This window comes from Actinomycetota bacterium (assembly GCA_030682655.1).
Lineage (GTDB): Bacteria > Actinomycetota > Coriobacteriia > Anaerosomatales > JAUXNU01 > JAUXNU01.
The window spans coordinates 36,561-60,557 of sequence record JAUXNU010000112.1 but is presented as its reverse complement, the minus strand read 5'-3'; the positions used below and the strand labels follow the sequence as shown (position 1 = coordinate 60,557).

Genomic DNA, 23,997 nt, shown 5'->3' with positions numbered 1-23,997 from the left:
GCCCTCGGCCACATCCGCTAGAATCGGCGTGCGGCCTGTGCGCCGAGCGTAGCGCCGCGTCACGCCACTCTGGGGAGAAGGAGCCTCGCATGCCACGCCGCGACGACGTCCACAAGGTGCTCATCATCGGGTCCGGGCCGATCATCATCGGCCAGGCATGCGAGTTCGACTACTCGGGAACGCAGGCCTGCAAAGCACTTCGTGCGCTGGGCTACGAGATCGTGCTGGTGAACTCCAACCCGGCCACGATCATGACCGATCCGGTCATGGCGGACGCCACCTACATCGAGCCGCTCAACGTCGAGACGATCGCGAAGATCATCGCAGCCGAGAAACCCGATGCGCTGCTGCCGAACCTCGGCGGACAGACGGGCCTCAACCTTTCGAGCGAACTCGAGCGCACCGGCGTGCTCGCCGAGCACAACGTCAAGATCATCGGTGTCAGCCCGGGAGCCATCGAGCGCGGCGAGGACCGTCTCGCCTTCAAGCAGACGATGGACAGCCTCGGCATCGAGATGCCGCAGTCCACCACGGCCACCACTGTCGAGGACGCCGAGATGATCGCTGCCGATCTCGGCTACCCGGTCGTCATCCGGCCCGCGTACACGATGGGCGGCACCGGTGGCGGGCTCGTCTACAACGTCGAGGAGCTTCGCATCATCGCCGCACGCGGCCTGCAGGCGAGCTTCGTGGGACAGATCCTCGTCGAGGAGTCAGTCCTTGGCTGGGAAGAGCTCGAACTCGAGGTCGTGCGCGACGCCAAGAACCAGATGATCACCGTCTGCTTCATCGAGAACGTCGACGCGATGGGCGTGCACACCGGCGACAGCTTCTGCACCGCGCCGATGCTCACCATCTCGGCGGAGCTGCAGGAACGCCTCCAGCGGTACAGCTACGCGATCGTCGAGGCGATCGAAGTCATCGGCGGCACGAACGTGCAGTTCGCACACGATCCGGTGACCGACCGCGTGTGCGTCATCGAGATCAACCCGCGCACGAGCCGCTCGAGCGCGCTCGCGAGCAAGGCGACCGGGTTCCCGATCGCGCTCGTGAGCTCGTTGCTCGCCGGGGGCCTGACCATGGACGAGATCCCGTACTGGCGCGATGGAACGCTCGAGAAGTACACGCCGTCCGGCGACTACATCGTGGTGAAGTTCGCCCGCTGGGCGTTTGAGAAGTATCCCGGCTCGATCGACAAGCTCGGCACGCAGATGCGCGCGGTGGGCGAGGTCATGTCCATCGGCAAGACCTACAAGGAGTCGCTGCACAAGTCGATCCGCTCGCTCGAGATCGGTAGACACGGCCTCGGCTTCGCCAAGGACTTCAACGACCGCACCCTCGACGAGCTGCTCGACATGCTCGCCGAGCCGTCGAGCGAGCGCCAGTTCATCATGTACGAGGCGCTGCGCAAGGGCGCCGACACCGAGACGCTGCACGCGCGCACCCACATCAAGGCCTACTTCATCGAGCAGATGCGCGAGCTCGTCGAGCTCGAGGAGCGCGTGCTCGCCCACAAGGGCGGCGACCTGCCCGACGAGTTGCTCGCCCAGGCCAAGCGCGACGGGTTCGCGGACGCCTACCTGGCGAAGCTCCTTGGCATCCCCGAGGCGACGCTGCGCGAACGGCGCCTCGCCCTCGGCATCAAGCACGGCTACCAGCCGGTGCCTGTAAGCGGCGTCGAGGACGCAGCGTACTACTACTCCACGTACAACGCCGAGGACTCGGTCCCCGTAAGCGACAAGCGCAGGATCATGGTCCTCGGCGGCGGTCCCAACCGCATCGGCCAGGGCATCGAGTTCGACTACTGCTGCGTGCATGCGGCGTTCGCACTGCGCGACCTGGGCTTCGAGACCATCATGGTGAACTGCAACCCCGAGACGGTCTCCACCGACTACGATACGAGCGACAAACTCTACTTCGAGCCGCTCACCGTCGAGGACGTGCTCGCAATCTACGCCAAGGAGCGCCCCGAGGGCGTCATCTGCCAGTTCGGCGGGCAGACGCCGCTGAACATCGCCCGGGAACTCGAGGCGGCGGGCATGCCGATCATCGGCACGTCGCCCGAGACCATCGACCTCGCCGAGGACCGCGACCGGTTCCGCAAGATCATGGAGCGGCTCGACATCCCCATGCCCGAAGCCGGCATGGCCGCGACGCTGGACGAAGCCCTCGCCGCCGCGAACCGCATCGGCTATCCGGTGATGGTGCGACCGAGCTACGTCCTTGGCGGGCGCGGCATGGAGATCGTGCACGACGAGGCGATGCTCCGGCGCTATGTCGCCGCGGCGACCGGTGTCACCTCCGAGCGCCCGATCCTCATCGACCGCTTCCTCGAGAACGCGCTCGAGTGCGAGGCGGACGCGATCGCCGACGGCACGGACGCGTTCGTTCCGGCGGTCATGGAGCACATCGAGTACGCGGGCGTGCACTCGGGCGACTCGGCATGCGCGATACCGCCGGTGACGATTCCCGGGCACCACATCAAGACGATCGAGGAGTACACCCGGCGCATCGCGATCGAACTCGGCGTCATAGGCCTCATGAACATCCAGTATGCGATCTGTGACGACACGGTCTACGTGCTCGAGGCCAACCCGCGCGCGTCGAGAACCGTCCCGCTCGTCTCCAAGGTCTGCGACATCCAGATGGCCCGCCTTGCGACCCAGGTGATGCTCGGCGCCAAGCTGGCCGATCTTGAGCTCACCCATCGAGACGTGCCGCATTTCGGGGTCAAGGAGGCCGTCTTCCCGTTCAACATGTTCCCCGAGGTCGACCCGCTGCTGGGCCCGGAGATGCGCTCGACCGGCGAGGTCCTTGGCATGGCAAGCTCGTTCGGTCTCGCGTTCGACAAGGCGCAGGAGGCGACCGGCCAGCAGCTACCTGCCGAGGGAACCGTGCTGATCACGGTCGCCGAGCGCGATCGCGACAAGATCCTGCTCGCCGCGGCGGACCTGAGACGACTCGGCTTCCGGATTGTCGCGACCGCGGGAACACATGCGTTCCTGGCCGAGAACGGCATCGATTCCGAACCGATCCTGAAGCTGCACGAAGGTCGGCCGAACATCGAGGACGCCATCAAGAACGGCGAGATCCAGCTTGTGGTGAACACGCCCGCGGGCAAGTCGAGCGAGTTCGACGACTCCTACATCCGCAAAGCGGCGATCCGCGGCAAGGTGCCGTATATCACCACGACATCAGCGGCGACGGCGGCGGCCAAAGGGATGCTCGCCCGCCGTGAGTCGCAGGAGGGCGTCCGCTCGTTGCAGAGCTACCACGCACAGATCGGGTAGCGGACGGTAATGACGCGAGGGTCGGCGGTAGTCCTACCTCGGCATCACGAAGCCGTACTTCGCGAGCACGCTTTTCGGGAACTCGAAGCGCACGGTCATGAGCGGGTCCACGATCTGGCAGAACTTGAGGTTGCCGACCAGGCTCATGAGCATCGCTGCGTCGTTCAGCGGCATTCCCGCAACGTCACTGAGGAACCCGAGCATGAGCTTGAGAGCGTCTTTGTAGGCTTCGTCGACGGTCTCTGCCGAGGCGATGACCGCAACGATCTCGTCGTTCTCGATGAGCGGGGTCGGCAGTCCGGGAATCGCCACCACCTGCGCGGTGAGTCGAACTTCGCCGGGTGTCTCGGCGCCGCAGATGATGACCTCGCCGTCGCCCATGACCGCGTGCATGTCGCCACAGCCGAATAGCGCACCCTCCACGCCGACTGTCAGGTACAGGCTCGCGCCCGTGGTCACGAGAGTGCAATCCATGTTGCCGCCGTGGCTGCCCGGCGTGCTGTTGGGGATCTCGCCTTCGGCAGGGGCCACACCGATCACGCCGAGCATCGGGTTCTGCTTGACCTCGATGAGGTCCTTGAAGATCACGGTGTCCTCGGTGTGGGTCAGGATCGTGGTCTCCATCTCGGTGATCATGTCGCCCATGCCGCCAACGCCGGGCACGGCAACCATGACCGAGGGACCGGTGGCCTTCACTTCGAGCAGGTCGATGCGCAGCAGGTCGCCAGGCTTGGTGTCCTCGATGTAGACCGGCCCGGTGGCCGGGTTCGTGATGCTCCAGTCGAGCGTCTCGAGCGTGTCGGCCGCAGTCTTGAGCTGGCCGCTGAAGCAGTCGTGGGTCTGCAGCCGGATCTCCTCGGCCTGCTTGACCTTGAGCACCGGGGCGACCTCGGGCGAGAACGCGAAGAATGCCTTGTCGCGGGTCAGTTCATTCATCGGAAAGACCTCCCGTCGCAGAAGCTACTTCTTACGGAGGAACGGAAGCCGGATCTCCCGGCCGCCGATGATGCCTTCTGGTCGCCATATCAGGATGATCACGAGCAGAATGGCGACGGCCAACTCGGTCAGCCCGTAGACCTCGAACGAGATCACGCCGGAGTTGTTGAGGTAGCCCTCGAGCTGGCGCAGCAGCTCGCGCATGACGGTGACGATCGCCGTGCCAGTCACCGCTCCCGAGATACTGCCTGAACCGCCAACCACAAGCATCGTGAGCAGCAAGAACGCCTCGATGATGTAGAACGACTTGGGCGAGAACGATGTGATGTAGTGCGCCCAGAGCCCGCCGGCCAGGCCGGCCACGAACGAGCTCGACACGAACGAGAAGTAGCGCACCGCGACCACGTTGATGCCGATCGCCTTGGCCGCATGCCGGTCGTCGCGCGATGCCCGCAGGCGCAGGCCAAGACCCGACTCCCTGAAGATGTGCGCGGCAACGAGCGTCAGACACGCACCCGCCACCGCGATTGGAAGCGTCGTGAAGAACGGCACGCCAAAGAACGTGCGCGGCCCGTTCGTGACGTTGTCCCACTGCGTCATGATCACGTGGATTACGATCAGTGTCGCGAACAACGTGATGACGCCGACCGCGTCGGACAGTCGCATGAGCGGCCACGCGATCACAGCCGCGATCGCGGCGGCCACGAGCGCACCCACGAACAGCGCAGGCAGGATCGGCATCTGCAGGTCAACGAGGACCGGGTACATGTTGGGCACGCCCATCGACTTGACCGAGGACGGCGTCGACATGATCGAGGCAACGAAGGCCCCGATGCCCACGAATCCCACATAGGTCCAGTTCAGAATCCCGGAGTTGCCCATGAACATCTGCAAGCCGAGCACCATCATCACGCTCACGCAGAAGTAAGTGTAGACATCCGCAAACACCCGCGGGGCAACGGCGGTGATCACGAACGCTCCGGCGACCAGCACGGCGATCAGACCGAGCATGGTCGAGCGCTCCCGAAGCATATCGAGGACGGTTCGTCGTGAACTCATCCGACACGCTCCTCGGTATAGGAGCCCCGTATCAAGCCCTCGGGCTTGAACAGCAGGAATAGGATCACGATCACGAACATGAAGGCGTCGCGGTAGTTGACCATCGACGCGGGCAGCGTGATGCTCAGGACGTTGAAGAGCAGACCGTACACGTACCCACCCGCGACCGCTCCAAGGAGCGAGTTCATACCGCCCATGACAGTCGCGATGAAGGCGATGAGCAGCGGGGCCGCCCCAACGAGCGGGTCGACCGAGGCCGACCGTCCGACCCAGAAGATCGCGACGACTCCCGCGAGAAAGCCGCTGATGAGGAAGGCCACCGAAATGACGAGGTTGGCCTGCACGCCCATGAGTCGCGTGGTCGTGAACTTGTCTGCCGCCGCACGCATCGCGATGCCAAGCACCGTGTACTTCATGAGCAACGTAAGCCCGCTCAGCAGCACGACCGTGGTCACGATGGTCGCCACGTTGCGCAGGGGCGTAACCACGCCGAAGACCGAGACCGACGCGTTGAACGCTGCCGGCAAGGCCACCGCCCGCGCCCGCGGCGACACGATGAGGAGCACCGCGTTCTGGAGCAGAACGCTGATCGCGAACGAAGTGACGAGCATGGCGGTCATCGACTTCGTACGCACCGGCCGAAATGCCACGAGTTCCGTCAAGTAGCTGGTCAGCGCCGCGAATAACACGGCCGCAATCATCGTCGCCCACCATGGTGTGCTCGTGTACAGCCCGAGCACGAACATCGTGTACCCGGCGACCATGATGTACTCGCCATACGCGAAGTTCACGAGCTTTAGGATGCCGTACACGAACACCAGCCCGAGAGCCATGAGAGCGTAGAGGCTCCCGAGGCTGAGTGTGTTGATTACAAACTCGCCGCTCACACGGTCACCTCGCACGTTCCGTCGTTGCTGCCGCCGAAGTAGACCGCGGCGATATCCAGTTCGCTCGATAGTTGCTCGGGTGTGCCCGTGAACTCGAACTGCCCGGTCTTGAGCACGTAGACGCGGTCGGCGATCTTGAGTGCCCGCTCGGCGTTCTGTTCCACGAGCAGGATCGTCATGCCACGTTCGCGCAACACCGAGATGAGCTCGAAGATCTGGTCAACGAGCGTCGGCGACAGACCGAGCGACGGCTCATCTAGCATGAGAAGCTTCGGATGACTCATGAGCGCCCGCGCGATGGCCAGCTGCTGCTGTTCGCCGCCCGAAAGCAGACCGCCGGGCTGGTTCATACGCTCCTCGAGGATCGGAAAGAGCTCGAACATCTCCTTCAGATCCCGCTGGTAGCGCGTGCGTTCGAACGAGGTGAACGCGCCGAGCCGCAAATTCTCCGCCACGGTGAGGCTTGTGAAGATCTCGCGTCCCTCCGGCACCATCGAGATGCCCTGCCGGAGGATAGCCTCGGGCTTCTTGTTAGCGATGCTCCTGCCAAGGAACTCGATCGAGCCTTGGATCGGGCGCAGAACGCCGCAAATCGACTTGAGCGTGGTCGACTTGCCCGCGCCGTTCGTGCCAAGGAGAGCCACAAGTTCACCCTCGTTGACCTCGAGCGAGATTCCGTGAAGTGCGGTAATCGCACCGTATGAAGCTTGCAGATCCGTGACCGAGAGCATGGGTTCCTCTCTCATGCGCTGCTTCCGAGGTAGGCACTGACGACCTCTGGATCGCAGCGCACCTCTTCCGGCGTGCCGTGAGCGATGGTCCTGCCGTAGTTGAGAACGTGCAGGGCGTCGCACAGATTCATCATCAGGCGCATGTCGTGCTCGACGATCAGCACGCCGACGTTCTTGCGCTCGGGAATCAACCTCAGCAGCCCGAGAAGCAGGTCACTCTCCTCTTCGTTGAGACCGGCGGCCGGCTCGTCGAGCAGCAGGAACTTCGGTTTCATGGCGAGCGCACGTGCAATCTCCAGCTTGCGCTGATGGCCAAAGGGTATCTCACTGCCAAGGCGATCGGCGTACTCCTCGATGCCCATCTCGACGAGCAATTCCTTGGCGAGGGGGACGGCCGTACGACGCGAGTTGCCCATGCTGACCGCCGCGACCTCGACGTTCTCAAGAACCGTGAGCTCGCGGAACAGACGGATGGTCTGGAATGTGCGCGCAAGACCGGCGCGCGCGACACGATGTGGTGGCTTCTCGGTCGTCACCATGCCGTCGACGGTCACCGTCCCGCTCGTCGCGCGGAGGAGACCTGTCACGACGTTGATGAGTGTGGTCTTGCCCGACCCGTTCGGGCCGATCAGACCAAGAATCTCGCCCGTGCGCAAATCGAAACTGACGTCGTCGACTGCTTTCAGGCCTGCGAAGGACTTGCACAGGTTGTGTATCTCAAGCGTGCTGATCTGGTTGTGCTCTGCTTCCATGCAGGTCTCCACAATCACGAGTCGGGCTCGCGCCCGTTGAGTGTCGCGAAACCCCCAAGAGAGAGCCCGCTTCCGGACTCTCTCCTGAGGTGTTCCGTCGCTTTGAAGCGTGTGTTCCTCGGGACCTACGGAGCAGGGATCTTCTCAGGTACGACCCACTCCATGAACACGTTCTTGCCGCCCTCGATCTTGACGAGCGCGGCCGCCTTGTTCGGCTCGTGACCGGAAGCGGCGTCAGACCACTTGAGCTTCCCGGTGAGCAAATCGAACTCGGTCGTCTCCATTGCCTTAGCAACCTCCGCGCCGTCAGTCGTTCCGGCCTCTTCCATGGCCGTCGCAAGCAACATCACGACGTCGTAGCCAGGCATGATCCACACGGCATCCGGAGCGCTGCCGAACTTCGCCTCGTAGGCGGTCGCGAACGCGCCGTAGTTGGGGTTCGCAGCGTCCGACAGGTAGCCATGGGTGTCAAAGACGATGTCGTTACCGTACTGCGCGCCAAGCGCTTCGAACAGCGCCGGATCGTCGTAGGAGTCGCCACCGACGATCGGGACATCGATGCCGCTCTCGCGCAGTGTACGGATGATGAGCGCGAGGTCCGGCATGTAGGACGACACGTAGATGCAGTCGGGCTGCTTGGGAAGCGCCTTGATGCGCGCGAGCTGCGCGGAGACGTCGGCCTGACCCTGGGTGTAGCTGTCCTCGAAGATGACCTCGCCACCGAGCTCCTCGAAGCGAACGATGAAGTAGCGGCTGAGGCTCTTGGTGTAGTCGATGAAATCGTCGGTGATGACGTACGCGGACTTGTAGCCCTTGTCGTAGGCGTACTCGGCAGTCGCCGCGCCCATCGTGGTGTTCCACATGGACATCGTGAACTGCTTGTCGCCAAGAGCGGCCGAACCGTACAGCGGAGAGGACGCGCACGGCGAGATGCCGACGACGCCGGCATTCTGCGCCTCGCGGCTGGCCGGGCCACCGAAATCGAAGTCGCTCGGAGCGATGATCGCTGCCGCACCCTTGTCGATCATCTGCTTGGCTACGTTGCCTACCGTGACCGGGTCGCTCTTGCCGTCCATGTTCAACAGCTCGACCTGCTTGCCAAGGATGCCGCCCTTGGCGTTGAGTTCGTCGACGGCAAGCTGCGCGCCGCGCAGAGCGGGCTCGTCGAGCGGCGCCTGTATACCGGTCTGACACAAAGCCGCGCCGATGATGATCTTATCGTCTCCGCCTGAGGTCGAACCGGAAGTGCCCTCGTCCTTGGCGGCGCATGCGGTGAGCATCATCGCCGCGACCATCAATAGGGAGAGGAACAGGGAGAGTCTCTTCATTCTGCTCAAGTTCTATCGCCTCGCTTCGTGAAGAACGGAATCGGACTGGAGCGTGTGATTGCCGGACTGAGTCTGATGTGTGCCCCCTTCCTTTCGAACTGCGGGCATGGTGCCTCGAGCGCCCCTTGCCTCCAGCAGTATATAGCGTGTGCTTCCGAATCGTACCCCCACCAGACCGCAGGTCCGAGAGTTCGAGTCCCCTCCCGGCTGTGTCGGACGCCGCCAGAAGCGCGCCCCTGCGGTGCGGGGAAACAGTTTCCTGTGGTCAGTGACAGGGAATGATGAACCACGGTGAAGCGACGGCGAACACGCCCCATCTGGGCGAGCGCAGAGAGGCGTTGCGAATCTCATGCTCGAGTATGCGATGTACGTATTTGCCGCGCCGTGCTTCGTAGTGCTTCCCTTCCCCGTCGAGATCTACATCAGAAGGCGAGAGCCCCGCTACCTCTATCTGTTCACCCTCGGCTGGGTTCTCTTCGGCCTGTCACCCCTCTTCTACCTTGCCTCGGAGACCGCCGGCGGCCTGTGGGGCGCACTCTTCGAGATGACCATGCTTGCCGGGGTCCTGCTTCTCGTCGCCGGAGCCCTCTCGTACTTCATTGCGTTCTCGGCCGCGCGCGCGTGCTTGGCCATCCTCGCAATCTGCACGCTCCTGCTCGTCCTGTTCCTGGCCGTCCTAAACTCCAGAGCCCTGGGCACGCTCGCCCAGATGCTCGCACTAACAGCCCCGGCAGCGTATGGGCTGCTTCATCGCCGCGAGTTCATTCGAGTCGGAGGGCACGCCTACTACTGGTTGGTGGGCTTCTTTGGGGCGGGCCGGACTGTCTGCGATCATCTGGCTCCCGAGTAGTTTCGCGCCGGACAAGCCCACGCCTGTGTGGCCGTGGATAGTCACGACCGCTGTGGCAATGCTTGGGGCGATCTTCCTGGTCGTGCTGGAACTCTCCACGACACTCGTCGTCTTGGAGGACAAGAAACGAGAACTGGAAGAGTACCACACCCATCTCGAACGGCTGGTGACCGAACGCACGGCAGAACTCGAGACGGCGGGCCGAGCCAAGAGCGAATTCCTCTCGGCGATGAGCCACGAGCTGCGCACGCCGCTCAACTCGATAATCGGCTTCTCGGGAATCCTCGCACAGGGGTTGGCGGGTCCGATGAACGACGAGCAACTCAAGCAGACCGGGATGATCAGCAACTCCGGGAAGCACATGCTCGGACTCATCAATCAGATTCTCGATCTGTCGAAGATCGAGGCCGGGCAGGTGACTCTGAGCCCGGAGGTGGTCGACATCGCGGAGGTCGTCGGACGGCTCGTTGCGACCCTGCTCCCGGCGGCCGACGCGAAGGGTCTGGAGCTGCGAGCGCAAATCCCACCGGGATGCGGCGAGATCGTGGCCGACAAGATGCGGTTCGAGCAGATCCTGCTCAATCTGCTGTCGAATGCCGTGAGATTCACCTCACACGGGTCCGCGACGATCGAGGTGGATTGCCCCGACAAATCGAGGGTGTGATTCACCGTGCGAGACATCGGCCGAGGCATCTCTCCCGAGGAGCTCGACAGCGTGTTCGACGAGTTCTACCAGGTGAGGAACCCCGATGCAGGCAACACCGCGGGAACCGGCCTCGGCCTACCTGTTTCGGCGCACCTTGCTGAGTTGCTCTGCGGCGCTCTTGAGGCCCGTAGCACCCTCGGTGAGGGTTCGGTCTTCACGCTGGAGCTGCCCCGTGAGGGACCGACGCCCGACGGATCACACACAGCAAACAGGTCCGAGACTGTGTGAGTCTCGGACCTGCGAAGATTCTGGTCGCGGGGACAGGATTTGAACCTGTGACCTTCGGGTTATGAGCCCGACGAGCTACCAGACTGCTCCACCCCGCAATGCATGCCGCCCTTCGGCGGACTGTATGTATATCATACCCGCCAAGAGCGGCGCAAATCCGGCTGGATCACGACCAGATCATGTCGGCGATCCCGCCCCCACGCACGGGCAGCGTCAACCGTCTCTACTCTACGAGGGTCCGCTACTTGTCAGCCGTCTTGAGGCCGATCTGCCTCCAGGTCGCCGTGTAGAGCACCCCTTCTTCGGCCGAGCTGATCTCGCCCCACATCTCGGCGGCTAACGCAGTCTCTCCCGAGTGCGTCCCGTCCACCTTGATGACGCTCGTCCACTGCTCGCCGGCCTCATCCAGGTATGTCGCCTTGGCATCGTAGCTGAACGAGTCGCCGTCGACCACCAGCGGGCCCGTGTAGGTATGCTTCGCGGTCTTGAGCGTGAGCGTGCCTCCCTCAAGCGTGCAAGACCACGTGGTCTCGTCCCGCTCCGCCGCCGGGCGCATGATCTCGGGATCGACAGTGAGCAGCTCGTGGCGCACCGTCCAGGTCCCGACGATCCACTCGCCCCCCGCTTCTGCAGGCTCGCTCCTTGGATGCCCGGTCGTACCACCTACATCATCTGCCGAGGAGCAGCCTGTCACAGTCACTGTGAGCATCGCCGCCGCCAGGCAGAGCATAAGACACCGTCTGCGCAGTTCCATTGCCCTTACCCCCTGCTACCCCCCATGCTTGAGAAGACCCGGCCTTCCCCCGATCAGTCATCCCAGCCTCCTGAACCCACGTTGAGCATACACCCATGTTCGTACCCGCACGGTCGGCATCCGATTTGCATGGTTTCCATGTGGAGATTCCAATTCTGGCAAGAGAATGGCAAGATACGTATCGTACCATGGCGTGCAGGCATGGCGTGCAGGACGCCTGCTCGGTCGGTACTTGTGAACGTGACCTGCAGGTTTGTGGTAGACTATTTAGCTGGATTCATGGCGCGTCGCCACGGGCGGAATCGCGACACGTGGCTGGGAAGCCGGATGTACGGAAGGGCCTGGTTGGATGACGGTACTACGCGGAAGAATGATGCGTCGTACGTGGGCACTCGCACTCGTTGCCGTGCTCGCGTTCGGCATACCCGTCTACGCGGCGCCCGAAACCACCTCGACACCCGTCCCGGCTCCCGCATCCAAGACGCCAACCGCCAGCGCGCCGGACACCGGCCGCACCCCCCCGACTCCCTCGCAGGAGCCAATCGACGTTCCCCTGGGCCCCGAAACCGAGCAGTTCAGACGCGACTTGGCCGAGAAACAGGCGCGACTGGACGAGTTCATGGCACAGCTCGATGCTCTCGACAGCGAGCTCGCAATCGCTTCCGAGGCGTACAACGCCGCGGTTGAAAGACTCGCGAACACCCAGCAGAGAGCCGTGACTACCCAGGTTGATCTCACGAATGCCGCCAGTGCCTACGACTTTCAGTTGGACTTGCTGAACGATCGGGCCAACGCGATCTACAAGCAGGGCACGTTCGCCACCATCGAGGTTCTGCTCGACTCAAAATCGCTGTCCGACTTCGTTGCCCGCGTGCAGTTCCTCAACACGATCGGCATGGCTGACGCCGATGTTGCGAAGGCACTGAAGGGACAGAAGGAGCTAGTCGAGCAGACCGCAACCGGACTCGCCGAAGCCGCGAAGCAAGCCGAGGCGATCGAGTTCGAGCTCAAGGCACGCCAGATCGAAATCTTGCTCAGGATCCAAGAACGCCAGGAGATGCTCTCTGCGACACAAGCGGACCTCCTGTCCCTGCTCGACGAGGAAGCCTTGCGCCGCCAGCTCGTAGAGTCGGATCTCCTGAGGGCGATCCTCTCGGGAGCCAACGAGGCCGGGATCTCTGTCGTGGCGGGCACGCCGGTGGAGACCGCCCTCGCATACCACGGCATACCGTATCTCTGGGGCGGTGCAACACCGGCAGGTTTCGACTGCTCCGGCCTGGTGCAGTACGTCTATCGACAGCACGGTGTGGAACTGCCCCACTACTCCGGCAGTCAGTTCCTCATGGGCGCGAAGATCGCTCCGGCAGCCTTGCTCCCGGGTGACGTGGTCTTCTTTGGCTCGCCCGTCCACCACGTAGGAATCTACATCGGCGGCGGGTACTTCCTGCACGCTCCGCGCACGGGGGACTTCGTCAAGATATCCCCTCTGGTCGACCGAAGAGACTACGTGGGTGCGCGCCGCTATCCGTGGATTCCACGCACAACCCCCCCTGCTGGCATAGCAGGCGACTGGCAGGAAGGCACCCTTCCTTCTTTGCCGTAGACGCGGCACGTCGTCTCCAGCCGGCTTCGCACACACGCTAGCGAATCGTTTTTGGCACGCGCTGTCGACGGGTACATCCATGCCAACGCGAATCGACCGACGGAGGTCATGAGGGGGAGGAACCACGTGAAGGACGTTGTCTCGGCCGCGCTCGATGCTGCCCAGATTGCCGGCGCCACCTACGCGGACGTGCGAGTAGTCGACACGACGCACGAGGAGATCACGGTAGCCAACGGCCGAGTCGAGGGAATCGAGTCGGCCACTTCCTTCGGCATAGGCATTCGCGTGATCTGCGACGGAGCTTGGGGATTCGCGGCCATGTCGCGAATCGACGGCGAAGACGTCGCCGAGACCGCAAGACACGCGGTCGCCATAGCACGGGCTTCGACCCTCGCGCCAGCCGCATCGGTGCGGCTCTCGGATGCCCCGGTGGCTCAGGACAGCTGGCGCGGAGCGTGTGAGATCGATCCGTTCGCGATCAGTGTCGAGGACAAGTTGGCACTGCTGCTCGCCGCCGACGAGGCACTTCGTGCGGAACCGTCGATCAAGCTCTCCAAGGCGCACCTCGGCTTCTACAAGGTCCACAAGTACTTCGGGTCCTCGGAAGGCAGTCTCATCGAGCAGGAGTACGTCGAGTCCGGGGCCGGGATCGTCGCGCACGCTATCGGTGACGGGGAGGTGCTCCCGCGCAGCTACCCGAACTCGCACGGCGGCGCATGGACCCAGGGCGGATGGGAGACGATCCTCGCTCTCGATCTCCTCGGCAACGCACCGCGCGTGGCCGAGGAGGCTGCCGCCCTCCGTTCGGCGCCCTACTACCCTAGCGGCACGACCGACCTCGTCATCGACGCGAGCCAGCTCGCGCTGCAGGTTCACGAGTCCGTCGGACACCCGACCGAGCTCGACCGCGTCCTCGGCGATGAAGCCGCGTTCGCCGGGACGTCCTTCCTGGACCTGCGGGACCTGGGCGTGCTTCGCTATGGCTCCGAACACGTTACGGTGACCGCGGATGCCACCGTACCCGGGTCGCTCGGGAGCTACGCCTACGACGACGAGGGCGTACCGGCCCAGCGCGATTACATCATCCGGGACGGGCTCTTCTCCGGCTTCCTGACATCGCGCGAATCGGCGCTCACGATCGGGCGCACGAGCAACGCTTGCATGCGGGCAGACGGCTGGAATCGCATCCCGCTCATCAGGATGAACACGGTCTCCCTCGAGCCCGGCGCCTGGTCCTTTGACGACCTGATCGCCGACACGGAGGACGGCCTCTACATAGAGACTAACAACTCGTGGTCCATCGACGACAAGCGCCTGAACTTCCAGTTCGCCTGCGAGATAGGCTGGGAGATCAAGGACGGCAAGCTCGGCAGAATGGTCAAGAGCCCCAACTACACCGGCATCACTCCGCAGTTCTGGAACTCGTGCGATGCCGTGTGTTCGCGAAACCACTGGAAGGTATGGGGACTGAACAACTGCGGCAAGGGAGAGCCCATGCAGGTTGCTCACGTCGCGCATGGTGCCGCGCCCGCCAGGTTCCGCGGCGTGACCGTGGGGGTGGGCCGATGACCGCTCAAGAGAGCCTCGCACGGGGGCTGGCACTGCGCGCGCTCGAACTCACGTCGGCGGACGAGGCCGAGGCACTCGTCTCGGCCAGCAACACCGCACTCACGCGATTCGCGAACAACCACATCCATCAGAACGTGGCCGAGAACGGCGTCTCTGTCTCCGTCCGCGCGGTCCTTGGCACACGCATCGGTGTCGCCTCGACGAGCCGCGTCGATGATGACGGACTTCTCGCGTGCTGCGCCGCCGCCGCCCGCGCGGCTGCGGCGGCACCCGAGGACGCAAGCTTCCCGGGGCTGCCGGGACCCAGCGAAGTGGCCCCTGCAGCTGCAAGCGCAGTCGTTGACGCCTTCGACGCCGAAGCGCGCGCACTGGCTGCCCGTTCCGTCATAGACCAATCCTCGTCGCGTTCGCTCGTCGCCGCGGGTACGGTCTCTGCGAACGAGCATGCGATCGCGGTCGCAAACACGCGCGGAACGGATGTCGCCGGCACGGCCACAGGCGTCCGCGCGACCGTGCTTTCCATGGGCAGTGATGGCGGCGCAGGCTGGGCGTCGTACCTGGGCCCGGATTCTTCCGGCCTCGCACCCGCGGCTCTCGGCGACGAAGCGGCAACGCTTGCGGAGCGTTCGGCGGATCCCGGCGATCTCGAGCCCGGCGCCTACACCGTCGTGCTGGCCGCGGAAGCGGTCGCCGACATCCTGGAGTTCCTTGGCTACGTGGGGTTCTCCGCCAAGGCCGTGGAGGAAGGGCGCTCGTTCATGAGTGGCACTTCCGGTCAGCGCCTGATGTCGGAGAGCGTGACGATCGTCGACGACGCGCTGGCGACGCACGCCCTGGGTCTCCCGTTCGATTTCGAGGGCGTGCCCCGCAGACAGGTCACCCTCGTGGACCGCGGTGTCATAGGGAAGCCCGTCACCGACTCATACTGGGCGGCCAGAACCGGCACGCACAACACCGGGCACGCTCTTCCCGCGCCCAACCCACACGGCCCCATGCCCATGAACCTCGAACTCTCGGCAGGCGATGCCACGATCGACGATCTCGTTGGAGCTGTAGAACATGGCGTATATGTGACGCGATTCCACTACGCCAACGTGGAGGATCCCGTGCCCGTCACGCTAACGGGCATGACACGCGACGGGACGTTCCTGATCGAGAACGGGAGGCTGACGCGCCCGCTCAAGAACCTGCGCTTCACCCAACCCATGGTCGAGGCGCTTGCGGGCGTCCAGGGGGCAACCCGCGAGCGCCGACTCTTCGGCAGCGAGCTAAGCGGCAGCTACGTCCCCGCCCTGCTGCTCACGTCGTTCGCGTTCACCGGTCAGACCGAGTAGGGCGGCAAGCACGCACGACCCATCCGTAGGCGCCCGGAGAGTGGTTACGGTGACGACTGACAACCTCCAAACACGCACTACAGCCCGCATGAAACGCCAACTGTGCATGAACAACGATTAACTGCACTCTGCGCCACCGAGGGTATATAATCGGCTTTGTGGACGCCCCCGCCGTACTGCTTTGTTTGTATTGGGGGGGGCAGTGATGGCTTCACGAATTCATCTCCACCGACTGCTGTTTATCGCACTATCGACGATATTCGTCGCACTCCTCGTTCAGTTCACCGGTGAGTTCCATTGGCTGTGGCCCCTCTACGGCGTGCCCGTCATAGTCGCAGCTCTCACCTACCATGCCAGCGGCGCGATTCTGATGACCGCCATCACGGCAGCTCTCCTCGGATTCCACGCGCTCGCAGCAGCCTCCCGCTTGACCACCGATGTGGTCACGGAGTCCGCCGTCGGGCTGGCTGTGTTCTTGGTGACGGGCCTGATCGTCGGGATCCTCACCCAGAGACAGGGAGTGCACGCCCAGGAGCTCGAGAGAACGTCCGTGTACGACCCGCTCACCGGGTTGTACTCGGAAAGCTACTTCGCCACGCGCCTCGAGGAGGAGACCCGGCGGAGAGCTCGCTACGGCGGGAGCATGGCGCTTCTGCTGATCGAACTGGATGACATCAAAGTATTCAAGGAAACGTTTGGCAGCCATCGGGCCGCCTTGCTCCTTGAGCATCTGGCCGAGGTAACCAAGATCTCGGTCCGCAGCACCGACGTGCTTGCCCGACATGCCGACGGCGTGTTCGCGCTCATCTGCCCCCATTGCACCCAAGACGAAGCGCATCTGATCGCTCGGCGTCTCGAGAACCTCGTCGCCGGTACCGAGTTCGAGGGCGACGAGCTCGAACCCGTCACTCGACAGACGATAAGCACGGGCATTGCCACCTGCCCGGAGCCAGCGTGCGACGCCGAATCCCTGCTCGCGCTGGCGCAGTCCAGTCTGAGCGAGGCGAAGGCGGGCAAGATCGCAACCGGGGCAGCCCCGCACGTCGAGCGCGTGCTAGAAGGCAGCGTCTGATGGCCGTGCTCCAGCTCTCCATCGTCTTGTTCGGCTTCTGGGTTCTCATACTCGGCTCATTCAACCCAAGCGGACTGGCTACCGGCCTCGTCCTGTCGGTGCTCGTGGCCTGGTTCACAGAACGAACTCTCTGGACCGAGGACGACGCGCCCTACCTCACGCTACGTCAAGCGGGACGCTTCTTCGTCTATGTAGGGTTCCTGGTGAAGGAGATAGTCTGGGCCAACATCTACGTCGCCGAGAAGGTGCTTGATCCCAGGCTGCCGATAGACCCCCTGATCATCGAGCATCTGTCAGCGCTCAAGCGACCGGTCTCCGGAGTCGCGCTGGCAAACTCGATCACTCTCACGCCGGGCACGCTGACGGTAGACGTGGACGGCTCCGTCTTCTTCATCCACTGCCTCGATCGCGAGTTCGCCGACGACATCGCCTCACGCAAGCTCGACCACATAATCGCCAAGGTCTTCGAGGAGTAGTGGCATGGACGTCTTCTTCTGGGGAACGGCTATCTTCCTGCTCGTGAATGCCTTCATTTGTCTCTACCGGGCGTATCGCGGCCCCACTGCCGTCGACCGGATCCTCGCCGTGAACATCGTGGGAACGAAGACGCTTGTCGTACTCGTTCTGCTGGCCTTCGTCTTCGATCGCGGTCTGTATATCGATGTTGCTTTCGTCTACGCCCTCCTGAATCTCGTGGCAACGCTCGCTGCCTCGAGATTCCTCGAGACCGGGCGATTCGAGGAGGAGTGGCAGCAGTGAACGTACATCCCATCGTAATGGCGATAACCATCGTGTTCGCCTGCATCGGGGCCTTCTTCTTCCTCGTCGGAACGATCGGCATGTTGCGCCTGCCCGATTTCTACTCAAGGACTCATGCGGCGACCAAATGCGACACGCTCGGAGCCGGATCGATCCTGGTCGCCCTCGCCGTGTACACGGGACTCAAACCCGATGCCTTCAAGATCCTGGCGATTGCGGCGTTCGTGCTCCTCACGAGCCCCACTGCAGGCCATGCCCTTGCTCGTGCGGCCTTCAGATCGGGGCTTGCCCCCTGGACGCGCAGCCCAAGGGCGGACGGTGACCAGACATGAGTCGCGCGTTCGACCTGGTCCTCTACGGCCTTCTCATCGCATGCGCACTGGCGGTCATCCGAACGAAGGACCTGCTCGCCGCAGCGATCATCTTCTCGACCTACAGCCTCATCATGTGTCTTCTGTGGCAGCTCAGAGGTTCGCCCGACGTCGCTCTTACCGAAGCTGCGGTGGGCGCCGGAGTCACGACGGTGCTGTTCCTCATTGCCGTCTCCCGGACAACGAGGCGAGAGCGATGAGACGCGCACTCACCCTGGCGCTGCTGATACTGGCGGCCGTACCCCTTCTGTATGCCGTGTCCCTGCTTCCGCCGATCGGCTCGGTTGAGAACCCCACCTACACGCACATCGTCCCGCACTACCTCGAAGAGGGCCCGGAGGAGACCGGATGCGAGAACATCGTGACCGCCATCATCCTCAACTACAGAGGCTACGACACCGACGGCGAGGTCACCGTCATCTTCACGGCCATGATGGCCGTCTTCGGCGTGCTCCTGATTCCGCGTACCGCCAAGCAGGAACAGCCCGCCGAGCCCGCAACCCCGGTTAGCCCCGTCACCCGATTCATCGTCCGCGTGCTGGCGCCATTCATCGTGGTCTTCTCGGTCTACATGGTCATATACGGCCACTCCACGCCGGGCGGCGGTTTCCAGGGAGGCACGATCATCGGCGCGCTTCTGATCGCCACGAGCCTCGTCCAGGGGAGCAAGCAGGCGCAGAAGCTGCTGCCCGAACGGATCCGCCCGTGGTTGCAGCCCGCCGCCGTGCTCCTGTTCGCCGTGGTCGGGGTCGCCGGAATGGCCCTCCTTGGCGAGTACCTTTCGTATCCCATCGATGGCCGGTGGCTGTTCCTCCGGGTTCCCTTCCTCACGGTCATCGAGGCCGGCATTGCAATCGGAGGCGCGGCGATCGTCGCGTCCGTCTACTGGACCATGGAGGGGAGCAACGGATGAAGGAACTGTGGGCCAATATCGACTACGTCGCGTCAGTCCTGCTGTTCCTTATCGGGCTCTACGCGATCATCGCCAAGGGCAACCTCATCAAGAAGCTCCTCGGGCTCAACATCATCGAGACTGCGGTCTTCGCGTTCGTCATGGCGGCGGGGATCGTGACCGACGGTGATGCTCCGATCATGGGCCACGGCGCGGCTCCGCCCTTCGCCAATCCGCTTCCCCAGGGCCTCATCCTCACGGGCATCGTTGTCGCATTCAGCACCACAGCGCTCGCACTCAGTCTGATCATCCGTATCTACGAGCAGTACGGGACGATCGAGTCCGACGACCTGTGGGGGGTTGAGTAGCGATGGGTGGCGGCCAGTGGCCCGTGGTACTCATCATCACCCCTCTCGTCGGCGCCGCTCTTACTCCCATAGTCGGGAGATATCGGACCCAGCTCGCAGGATACTGGGCGCTGTTCGTGTTCAGCATCGTCTCCCTGGCGGCGGTCGTACTCTCCTACCGTGTGTCGACGCAGGGATCCTTCTCGTATCACATGGGCGGCTGGGCACCGCCGCTAGGCATCGAGCTGCGGTTCGATGAGTTCAGCGTCTCCATCGGGGTCATCTGCCTCGTTGGCTGGCTCGCGCTCCTGTTCTCCTTGGCTTATGCGAAACACGCCATCCCCGAGCAGAGGATTCCGTACTACTACGCGCTGGTGCTGCTCTGCCTTGGAGGAATGAACGGCTTCGCGGTCACCGGCGACATCTTCAATATGTTCGTGTTCCTCGAGGTCCTCTCGCTCGCCGGCTACGCGCTGGTTGCGATAACGGGTGAGCGCATCGCGGAACTCGCCGGCTTCAAGTACCTGATCATGGGGGCAATCTCGTCGCTGTGTGTCCTGCTCGCCATCGGCCTGCTGTACTCCCTGACCGGTACGCTGAACATGACGGACCTGGCAACGAGACTTGGGGGTGTCGCGCCCTTCCCCGCGGCCGTTGCGGTAGCCGCGCTCACGCTGGGATTCTCAATGAAAGCGGCGGTGTTCCCCCTCCATATCTGGTTGCCCGACGCACACTCGATCGCCCCCGGACCGGTGAGTGCCATCCTGTCGGGCCTCGTGGTCAAGATCGGCGTGCTCGGCATGTTGCGGATGTTCCAGATCCTGTATGCGGCTCAGTTGTTCGACCTCTCATCGCTCAATACCGTGCTCATGTGGCTAGGCGCGATCTCAATCGTCACGGGCGCGCTGTTCGCGATGGTCCAAGAGGACATCAAGATGATGCTCGCCTACTCGACAATCTCCAACATCGGTTACATCTTCATGGGACTGGGTCTCGCTTCACCGTTCGGAATCATGGGTGCATCGGTGCACATCTTCAACCACGCGCTGATCAAGGCGACACTCTTCCTTGGGGCAGGAGCTCTGATCCACCAGACCGGCTATCGCAATCTTCGAGATCTCCGGGGAATCGGCAAAGCCATGCCGATCACAACGGCGGCAATCGCGATCGGCGCGATATCGATCGTCGGTATCCCGCCTACGGCAGGCTTCCTCTGCAAGTGGTACATCGCCCTGGGCGCCATTGAGGCAGGGAGGCTCTTGTTCGCGATCCTCCTGCTCTTCGGTGCGCTGCTGATCTTCGTGTACTACATCCGGATGGTGAATGCGTTCTACTTCATGGCCCCAACGCACCCGGAGATCCTGGAGGTGGGCGAGGCTCCCATCTCCATGCTTGTGCCCGTCGTCGTGCTTGCGATTCTCTGTCTCGTCATGGGGATCTTCGGCAGAATCCCGCTCAGTTTCATCGAGCCCGCCGTAAGAAGCATGCTGGCGCCCATCGGGGGTTGACATGGAAGTATGGGATATTCGACCGCTCCTCGCACCGGCGCTATCACTCGCGTGCGGACTTCTGATGTTCTTCGGTGGTTCACGTCCCTTCTGGAGGGCTTTCTGGAGCCTGAGTACTGCGGCCGTCAAGCTCGTCCTCATCTTCTCGATGCTGCCAGGCGTGCTGGCCGGCACAGTCTACAGATACTCGCTCGTCGAGTTCACGCCTGGCATCGGTCTAGCATTCAGGGTCGATGCACTCGCAATGTTCTTCACTCTCGTCTCATCGACGCTGTGGTTGATCACGACCCTCTACGCAATCGGCTATATGAAGAATGAGCACGAGCAGGCTCGCTTCTTCGGCTTCTTCGCCTTGTGCGTGTCGACCACGGTCGGTATCGCGTTTGCCGAGAACCTCCTCACACTGTTCCTCTTCTACGAGATGCTCACAATCTGCACGTATCCACTGGTCGTGCACGAGGAGACTCCGGAGGCGATGGCGGCTGGCCGCAAGTACCTCGCATACACGCTCATCGGCGGTGTGTTCGTGCTGCTCGCCACCGCTGTCACCTACCAGTGGGCGGGAACGCTCACGCTTAGCGGGCGAGGAATCCTCGACATCTCGGCGGGCACACAGGGGCTCACACTCCTGTTCGCGGCGTTCATCATCGGGTTCGGCGTGAAGGCCGCGATCATGCCGCTGCACGGATGGCTGCCGTCGGCAATGGTCGCTCCGGCGCCGGTTAGCGCCCTTCTGCACGCAGTGGCCGTTGTGAAGGCCGGGGTCTATGGCATACTGCGCGTCGTGTTCTGCGTCTTTGGCGTGGAGCTGCTGAGGGAGCTCGGTATCGGCGTGTGGCTTGCCGCCGCCGCATCGTTCACGATCGTCATGGCGTCCGCGATCGCGCTGACCCAGGACAACTTCAAGCGACGCCTCGCATATTCGACAATCAGCCAGCTCTCCTACATCATCCTTGGCGCCGCGCTGCTAACCCCCCTGGCAGCGCTTGGCGCAATCGTCCACATCGCTAACCAGGCGTTCATGAAGATCACCATGTTCTTCGTTGCCGGGGCCATCCAGAAAACAACCGGACGCACGAACATCCACGAGTTCGCCGGCATCGGGTATCAGATGCCGTTTACCATGGGAGCATTCACCGTCGCCGCCCTCGGCTTCATCGGCGTGCCTCTCACGGCAGGGTTCATCACCAAGTGGTACCTGTCTCTCGGTGCGATGGAGATGGGCGGCTGGGTATTCGTTGTCGTGCTGATTACGAGTTCGATACTCAACGCCGCGTACTGGCTTCCGATCATCTACATGGCGTTCTTCAAGGTACCGCCCGGTACGAGCCTCCATATCAAGGAGGCCCACTGGATGTTGCTCCTCCCAACGCTCATCTGCGCCGTGTACGTGATTCTGCTTGGCAGCTTCGCCGAGGTCCCGGGGATGCCTCTGTCCCTGGCTCGAACGGCAGTAGAGTACTTCTTCGGATTGTGAGAGGAGTGATCGGGGTGGTGGGCTCATGAATCCCTCAGCAGTACTCCCCGCAGTGGTGTTCTTGCCGATGCTCGGCGCAGCTCTCGTCGTTCCGCTGTCGAGGATTTCGGAGCGTGCTCGCGCGGTCGGCCTGGTCTTCGTGGTCACACTCGTGACCGGACTCGTGGCGTTGCTCATACCGGGAGCGCTCGAGGGCGAGACATACGGGATGCGCATGTTCCAGATGACGCCTACCATCTGGATGCACCTCCGTGTCGACCCCCTCGGCGTGCTCTTCGCGATCACGGCGAGCGTGCTATGGCTGCTGGCGGTAGTCTTCTCGATCGGGTACATGGCAGACGGGCACCGCAAGAACCGCTACTTCTCCTTCCTCATGCTGGCGCTTTCCTGGACCTTTGGTGTCGCCTTTGCCGGCAACCTGCTGTCGTTCCTGGTCTTCTACGAGCTGTTCTCGATACTCACCTATCCGCTCGTAGTCCACGAGCAGACGCCCGAGGCGATGGCGGCCGGCACGAAGTACATCACCTACATCATCATCGGCAGCGGTTTCGTGCTGCTCGCCATCATGGGAACGTACTTCCTCGCCGACTCGCAGGAGTTCGGACGCACCGCGTTCTTCGCCGCATCCAAGTCCAGCAGGACGGCATTGCTCGCCGTCTTCTGGTGCTTCATCGCGGGCTTCGGCGTCAAGGCGGCCCTCATGCCGTTGCACGGGTGGGTACCCGACGCACATCCCGCCGCTCCGGCACCTTTCTCAGCGGTCCTGTCCGGAATCATGGTGGCAGCCGGCAGCTTCGGCATCCTGCGGGTGATTCACAACGTCTTCGGCATCCCGCTGCTAAGGGAGCTCGGCGTGGCGGTCCCGCTGGGGTTGATCGCCGCAGCGACCATTATCACCGCCGCCGTGCTCGCCGTAGCCCAGGACAACCTCAAACGTCGACTCGCCTACTCCACCATCAGCCAAATGGGATACGTGATCTTCGGCGCATCGCTTCTGAGCGTCAACGCAACGACCGGCGCTTTGGTCCACATCGCCAACCACGCGTTCATGAAGGCGACGCTGTTCTTCTGCGTCGGCATCGTGATAAAGCGGGCGGGCGTTCACAAGGTGAGCGAGATGGCCGGAATCGCCAAGCAGCATCCCATCACTATGGGCGTCTTCACTCTCACAGCTCTCTCGATGATCGGCACGCCGCCGCTCTCCGGCTTCACAAGCAAGTGGTATCTGGGCCTCGGCATCCTCGACGCGGAAAAGCCCTGGTACTTGGCGGTGCTCCTTGGCGGGGCATTGCTTGCCGCCGTGTACCTGCTTCCCATCGTCTACGCCGCCTACCTGAAGGAGCCGTCGCCGATCGTGCGCGATCTCCCAGAGGCTACGACCCGACTCGAAGCCCCCTGGACGATGCTCGGTCCGCTACTGGCCGGAGCCGCACTCACCGTCGTCCTTGGAATCTTCGCGTGGGCTCCCGGACTACCGCTCTCGCTCGCAAAGCTCGCCGCCGAGACATTGCCGTAGGCCCCAAAGGAGGATCTTGTGGAGAGCC

The 23,997-nt window shown here is 63.1% G+C and carries 24 protein-coding genes and 1 tRNA gene; 17 read left to right on the top strand and 8 right to left on the bottom strand.

Annotated elements, in window-relative coordinates; translation table 11 throughout:
• The first annotated feature begins 89 nt into the window (after nt 1–89).
• Nucleotides 90–3,290: a carbamoyl-phosphate synthase large subunit gene (gene carB, locus Q8K99_06700; GenBank protein MDP2182240.1), complete on the top strand. Its 3,201-nt coding sequence runs from the start codon at nt 90–92 to the stop codon at nt 3,288–3,290.
• 33 nt (nt 3,291–3,323) lie between these two features.
• Here carB and Q8K99_06695 read toward each other — a convergent pair whose 3' ends face one another.
• From Q8K99_06695 to Q8K99_06670, 6 genes are all read right to left on the bottom strand, one after another.
• Nucleotides 3,324–4,226, bottom strand: coding sequence for an acetamidase/formamidase family protein (locus Q8K99_06695; protein MDP2182239.1), 903 nt, complete (start codon nt 4,224–4,226; stop codon nt 3,324–3,326).
• Between the two features lie 24 nt (nt 4,227–4,250).
• Nucleotides 4,251–5,285, bottom strand: coding sequence for a branched-chain amino acid ABC transporter permease (locus Q8K99_06690; protein MDP2182238.1), 1,035 nt, complete (start codon nt 5,283–5,285; stop codon nt 4,251–4,253).
• Nucleotides 5,282–6,172 (bottom strand): branched-chain amino acid ABC transporter permease, encoded by an 891-nt coding sequence (locus tag Q8K99_06685; GenBank protein MDP2182237.1) that lies wholly within the window; start codon nt 6,170–6,172, stop codon nt 5,282–5,284. The genes Q8K99_06690 and Q8K99_06685 overlap by 4 nt, the downstream gene beginning before the upstream one ends.
• On the bottom strand, nt 6,169–6,918 hold the full coding sequence (locus Q8K99_06680; protein MDP2182236.1) for an ABC transporter ATP-binding protein: 750 nt from the start codon (nt 6,916–6,918) through the stop codon (nt 6,169–6,171). Before Q8K99_06680 ends, Q8K99_06685 begins: the two co-directional genes overlap by 4 nt.
• Entirely contained in the window at nt 6,915–7,655 is a 741-nt protein-coding gene (locus Q8K99_06675; protein ID MDP2182235.1) for an ABC transporter ATP-binding protein, read from the bottom strand. The genes Q8K99_06680 and Q8K99_06675 overlap by 4 nt, the downstream gene beginning before the upstream one ends.
• Before the next feature lie 125 nt (nt 7,656–7,780).
• Entirely contained in the window at nt 7,781–8,983 is a 1,203-nt protein-coding gene (locus tag Q8K99_06670; protein ID MDP2182234.1) for an ABC transporter substrate-binding protein, read from the bottom strand.
• A gap of 349 nt (nt 8,984–9,332) precedes the next feature.
• On the opposite strand from Q8K99_06670, the gene Q8K99_06665 reads away from it, so the two are divergent.
• From Q8K99_06665 to Q8K99_06655, 3 genes are read left to right on the top strand one after another with little or no spacing between them, the layout of a single operon-like run.
• Entirely contained in the window at nt 9,333–9,833 is a 501-nt protein-coding gene (locus Q8K99_06665; GenBank protein ID MDP2182233.1) for a hypothetical protein, read from the top strand.
• The gene (locus tag Q8K99_06660) at nt 9,790–10,497 is read left to right on the top strand and encodes a histidine kinase dimerization/phospho-acceptor domain-containing protein (protein ID MDP2182232.1); all 708 of its coding nucleotides are present in this window, start codon (nt 9,790–9,792) and stop codon (nt 10,495–10,497) included. The genes Q8K99_06665 and Q8K99_06660 overlap by 44 nt, the downstream gene beginning before the upstream one ends.
• 6 nt (nt 10,498–10,503) lie before the next feature.
• The gene (locus Q8K99_06655; GenBank protein ID MDP2182231.1) at nt 10,504–10,767 is read left to right on the top strand and encodes an ATP-binding protein; all 264 of its coding nucleotides are present in this window, start codon (nt 10,504–10,506) and stop codon (nt 10,765–10,767) included.
• Nucleotides 10,768–10,788: 21 nt separating this feature from the next.
• On the opposite strand, the gene Q8K99_06650 is transcribed toward Q8K99_06655, so the two are convergent.
• Nucleotides 10,789–10,865 (bottom strand) — tRNA-Met (locus tag Q8K99_06650).
• Nucleotides 10,866–11,008: 143 nt separating this feature from the next.
• Nucleotides 11,009–11,521 carry a hypothetical protein gene (locus tag Q8K99_06645; GenBank protein MDP2182230.1) on the bottom strand — a complete coding sequence of 171 codons (513 nt, stop codon included), beginning with the start codon at nt 11,519–11,521 and terminating at the stop codon, nt 11,009–11,011.
• A gap of 349 nt (nt 11,522–11,870) precedes the next feature.
• Between Q8K99_06645 and Q8K99_06640 the strand changes: the two genes are divergently transcribed.
• The 13 genes from Q8K99_06640 (at nt 11,871) to Q8K99_06580 (ending at nt 23,969) form a co-directional block, all read left to right on the top strand.
• Nucleotides 11,871–13,124 carry an NlpC/P60 family protein gene (locus tag Q8K99_06640; GenBank protein MDP2182229.1) on the top strand — a complete coding sequence of 418 codons (1,254 nt, stop codon included), beginning with the start codon at nt 11,871–11,873 and terminating at the stop codon, nt 13,122–13,124.
• 126 nt (nt 13,125–13,250) lie between these two features.
• Nucleotides 13,251–14,693 (top strand): TldD/PmbA family protein, encoded by a 1,443-nt coding sequence (locus Q8K99_06635; GenBank protein ID MDP2182228.1) that lies wholly within the window; start codon nt 13,251–13,253, stop codon nt 14,691–14,693.
• Nucleotides 14,690–16,027, top strand: coding sequence for a TldD/PmbA family protein (locus Q8K99_06630; GenBank protein ID MDP2182227.1), 1,338 nt, complete (start codon nt 14,690–14,692; stop codon nt 16,025–16,027). Before Q8K99_06635 ends, Q8K99_06630 begins: the two co-directional genes overlap by 4 nt.
• 205 nt (nt 16,028–16,232) lie before the next feature.
• Entirely contained in the window at nt 16,233–17,099 is an 867-nt protein-coding gene (locus Q8K99_06625; GenBank protein MDP2182226.1) for a GGDEF domain-containing protein, read from the top strand.
• A complete protein-coding gene (locus Q8K99_06620) occupies nt 17,099–17,575 on the top strand; it encodes a Na+/H+ antiporter subunit E (protein ID MDP2182225.1) in 477 nt (158 codons plus the stop codon). The genes Q8K99_06625 and Q8K99_06620 overlap by 1 nt, the downstream gene beginning before the upstream one ends.
• A 4-nt stretch (nt 17,576–17,579) precedes the next feature.
• Nucleotides 17,580–17,858, top strand: a complete 279-nt coding sequence (locus tag Q8K99_06615; GenBank protein ID MDP2182224.1) for a monovalent cation/H+ antiporter complex subunit F — start codon at nt 17,580–17,582, stop codon at nt 17,856–17,858.
• Entirely contained in the window at nt 17,855–18,190 is a 336-nt protein-coding gene (gene mnhG, locus Q8K99_06610; protein MDP2182223.1) for a monovalent cation/H(+) antiporter subunit G, read from the top strand. The genes Q8K99_06615 and mnhG overlap by 4 nt, the downstream gene beginning before the upstream one ends.
• A complete protein-coding gene (locus tag Q8K99_06605) occupies nt 18,187–18,429 on the top strand; it encodes a DUF4040 domain-containing protein (GenBank protein MDP2182222.1) in 243 nt (80 codons plus the stop codon). The genes mnhG and Q8K99_06605 overlap by 4 nt, the downstream gene beginning before the upstream one ends.
• Nucleotides 18,426–19,142: an MnhB domain-containing protein gene (locus Q8K99_06600; GenBank protein ID MDP2182221.1), complete on the top strand. Its 717-nt coding sequence runs from the start codon at nt 18,426–18,428 to the stop codon at nt 19,140–19,142. The genes Q8K99_06605 and Q8K99_06600 overlap by 4 nt, the downstream gene beginning before the upstream one ends.
• Nucleotides 19,139–19,489, top strand: a complete 351-nt coding sequence (locus tag Q8K99_06595) for a cation:proton antiporter subunit C (protein MDP2182220.1) — start codon at nt 19,139–19,141, stop codon at nt 19,487–19,489. The genes Q8K99_06600 and Q8K99_06595 overlap by 4 nt, the downstream gene beginning before the upstream one ends.
• Before the next feature lie 2 nt (nt 19,490–19,491).
• Nucleotides 19,492–20,976: a monovalent cation/H+ antiporter subunit D family protein gene (locus Q8K99_06590; GenBank protein MDP2182219.1), complete on the top strand. Its 1,485-nt coding sequence runs from the start codon at nt 19,492–19,494 to the stop codon at nt 20,974–20,976.
• A 1-nt stretch (nt 20,977) separates the two neighbouring features.
• Nucleotides 20,978–22,453, top strand: a complete 1,476-nt coding sequence (locus Q8K99_06585; protein MDP2182218.1) for a monovalent cation/H+ antiporter subunit D family protein — start codon at nt 20,978–20,980, stop codon at nt 22,451–22,453.
• Between the two features lie 25 nt (nt 22,454–22,478).
• Nucleotides 22,479–23,969, top strand: a complete 1,491-nt coding sequence (locus Q8K99_06580; GenBank protein ID MDP2182217.1) for a proton-conducting transporter membrane subunit — start codon at nt 22,479–22,481, stop codon at nt 23,967–23,969.
• Nucleotides 23,970–23,997 lie beyond the last annotated feature (28 nt).